This window comes from Streptomyces sp. NRRL B-24572, from assembly GCF_002156145.1.
GTDB lineage: Bacteria > Actinomycetota > Actinomycetes > Streptomycetales > Streptomycetaceae > Streptomyces > Streptomyces vietnamensis.
In genome coordinates, this window is record NZ_MWIG01000896.1 from 1 (window position 1) to 1,886 (window position 1,886).

Genomic DNA, 1,886 nt, shown 5'->3' on the forward strand with positions numbered 1-1,886 from the left:
CCTCGACCCCGACGCCGCCGACCACATGGCAGCCCTCGCCTCCGGCCTTTACTCGCTCGGCCGCAGCGCGGGCGCCCGGTTCGGGGACGGCGGCGAGGTCCGCCAGGTGGTCGTGGAGCTCGACTCCACCCTCCTGTTCGTCTCCACCGCGGGCTCCGGCACCTGCCTGGCCGTCCTCGCCGGGCGCGAGGCGGACGCCGCCGTCCTCGGCTACGAGATGGCGATGCTCGTCAAGAGCGTCCGGCCGTACCTGGTCACCCCCGCCCGGCAGGCCGCCGGCGCGGTGGGCGGTCTCGGGCAGTAGACGTGACGTCCCATCAGGAAGGACCCTGGCTCGACGACGCGGCCGGGCGGTTGATCCGCCCGTACACCGTGAGCGGCGGCCGGACCAAGCCGACCACCGCCCTGGACCTGCTGTCCCTGGTGATGGCGACCGGCTCGATGCCGCAGGCGCACATGGGTCCCGAGCACAGCCTGGCCCTCGGGCTGTGCGACGGGCCCACCTCGGTGGCCGAGATCGCGGCGCACTTACGACTGCCGGCCGTCGTCACCAAGGTCCTGCTCTCCGACCTCGTGGACTGCGGGGCGCTGACCGCCCGGGCGCCCCGCTTCCACGCCAATCCAACCGACCGTTCCTTGCTGGAGGCAGTGCTCGATGGCCTACGACAACGGCTCTGAGCGCCACGACAGTTTCGCGACCGACCCGTTCCCCACCGCGCTCAAGATCCTGGTGGCGGGCGGATTCGGCGTGGGCAAGACGACCCTCGTGGGCGCGGTCAGCGAGATCGAACCGCTGAGCACCGAGGAGCTGCTCACCTCGGTCAGCGCGGCCACCGACAGCCTGGAGGGCGTGGAATCCAAGACGACGACCACCGTCGCCATGGACTTCGGCCGCATCACGCTCGACAACCGCCACGTCCTGTACCTCTTCGGCACCCCCGGCCAGGAGCGCTTCTGGTTCATGTGGGACGAGCTCTCCGAGGGAGCGCTCGGAGCGATCGTCCTCGCGGACACCCGCAGGCTCCAGGAGTGCTTCTCCGCCGTGGACTTCTTCGAACGGCGCGGGATCCAGTTCATCGTGGCGGTCAACGAGTTCGACGGCGCCTACCGCTACGAACCGGACGAGGTACGGGCCGCCCTCGACCTCAAGCCGGAGGTGCCGGTCGTCCTCTGCGACGCCCGGATCTCCAGCTCCGGCATCCGCACCCTGCTGACCCTCGTCCAGCATCTGCTCACCACCATCCCGGACACCGTGCCGAGCTACGGAGCAACGCCATGACCTACGACCCGACCGGTCATCTCCTGCTGACCCCCATCGACAAGGACGCGCCCGCCCGCGTGCAGCGGCTGCGCGAACTCGGTCTGGGGGAGCGGCCGGACCCGGCGTTCGACGATTTCGCCCACCGGCTCGCCGAGGTGACCGGCGCCCCGTTCTCCATGGTGAACTTCATCGACGAGAACCGGCAGTTCTTCGCGGGGCTCCACACCCCCGAGGGCACCCACTCCGGCAGCGACCTGGGCGCGGCCGCCGCGGGTGGCGGCGTCGGCCGCTTCATGGCCCGTGACCACGGCTACTGCCCGCACGTGGTGGTGCGGCGCAAGGCGCTCGTCCTCGAGGACGTCTGCGACTACCCGCGCTTCGCGGGGAACCCGGTCGTGGACGAGATCGGCATCCGCTCCTACATGGGGGCGCCGCTGATAGACCGTACCGGTGTCGCCCTCGGCACCATCTGCGTGGTCGACACCGACGTACGGCCGTGGGGGCGGGCCGGTCTGGAGACGATCAAGGCGATGGCGGCGGAGCTCGTGGAGCAGATCCACCGCCGTGAGGACGGCATGTTCTGACCCGCAGGGTCCCATGAACGCCCGGGAGCCCCGGTACGGCA

At 70.8% G+C, this 1,886-nt stretch carries 4 protein-coding genes; all 4 read left to right on the forward strand.

All coding sequences use genetic code 11. The features are described from left to right. Nucleotides 1-304, forward strand: a 304-nt coding sequence (locus tag CCN56_RS37880) for a roadblock/LC7 domain-containing protein (protein ID WP_086832214.1), incomplete at its 5' end; no start/stop codon positions are given. A 2-nt stretch (nt 305-306) separates the two neighbouring features. Next, nucleotides 307-678, forward strand: coding sequence for a DUF742 domain-containing protein (locus CCN56_RS37885; RefSeq protein WP_041132186.1), 372 nt, complete (start codon nt 307-309; stop codon nt 676-678). Further along, nucleotides 656-1,279: an ATP/GTP-binding protein gene (locus tag CCN56_RS37890; protein WP_086832215.1), complete on the forward strand. Its 624-nt coding sequence runs from the start codon at nt 656-658 to the stop codon at nt 1,277-1,279. Before CCN56_RS37885 ends, CCN56_RS37890 begins: the two co-directional genes overlap by 23 nt. After that, nucleotides 1,276-1,845: a GAF domain-containing protein gene (locus CCN56_RS37895; protein WP_041132188.1), complete on the forward strand. Its 570-nt coding sequence runs from the start codon at nt 1,276-1,278 to the stop codon at nt 1,843-1,845. The genes CCN56_RS37890 and CCN56_RS37895 overlap by 4 nt, the downstream gene beginning before the upstream one ends. The last annotated feature ends 41 nt before the right edge of the window (nt 1,846-1,886 follow it).

What these genes read in the sequence shown, in the direction of transcription:
- CCN56_RS37890 (WP_086832215.1), top strand. Translation starts at nt 656, where the DNA reads ATGGCCTACGACAACGGCTCTGAGCGCCACGACAGTTTCGCGACCGAC.
- CCN56_RS37895 (WP_041132188.1), top strand. Translation starts at nt 1,276, where the DNA reads ATGACCTACGACCCGACCGGTCATCTCCTGCTGACCCCCATCGACAAG.